Genomic DNA, 603 nt, shown 5'->3' with positions numbered 1-603 from the left:
GCCTCGATCAGTCCGAACTGACGCGGTTGGCCAACTATCTCTGGGCGCTGCTGCATCTCGATCTCGGCCAGTCGGTGACCTTCTCCAGACCGATCCGCGACGTGATCCTCGAACGGCTGCCCAACACGCTGCTGCTGATGGTCAGCGCCACCGCGCTGTCCTTCGGGCTCGGCTCGGCGCTCGGCATCTATGCCGGCGCCAGGCCCGGAAGTTTCCGCGATCGCTTCCTGTCGATCGGCTCGCTGGCGCTTTATGCCGTGCCGGGTTTCTGGCTCGGCCTGGTGCTGATCGTGATCTTCGCCGTAGACCTGCGCTGGCTGCCGATCGGCGGTATCGAGACGCTGGCCTCGGACAGGACCGGCCTCGACCGCGCCGCCGACATCGCCATCCATTTGGTGCTGCCGGTGTCCGCCCTCGGCTTCATCTACCTTGCACTCTATCTGCGCATGATGCGCGCCGGCATGGCCGAGGTCTGGCGCCAGGATTTTGTCCTGGCCACTCGCGCCAGGGGGCTTTCGCGCCGCCGCATCGTGCTCGCCCATGTCGCCCGCAATGCGCTGCTGCCGCTGGTCACTATGCTCGGCCTGCAATCGGCGCAGATGC

The 603-nt window shown here is 66.5% G+C and carries 1 protein-coding gene; it reads left to right on the top strand.

The annotated features are described in order from the left end of the window. On the top strand, positions 1-603 hold a 603-nt coding region (locus tag AC1DX0_RS36820), incomplete at both ends, for an ABC transporter permease (RefSeq protein ID WP_477359578.1).

Source organism: Mesorhizobium sp. P3_A9 (assembly GCF_056402975.1).
The sequence above is the reverse complement of the archived record's forward strand: the minus strand, read 5'-3'. Positions and strand labels throughout refer to the sequence as shown.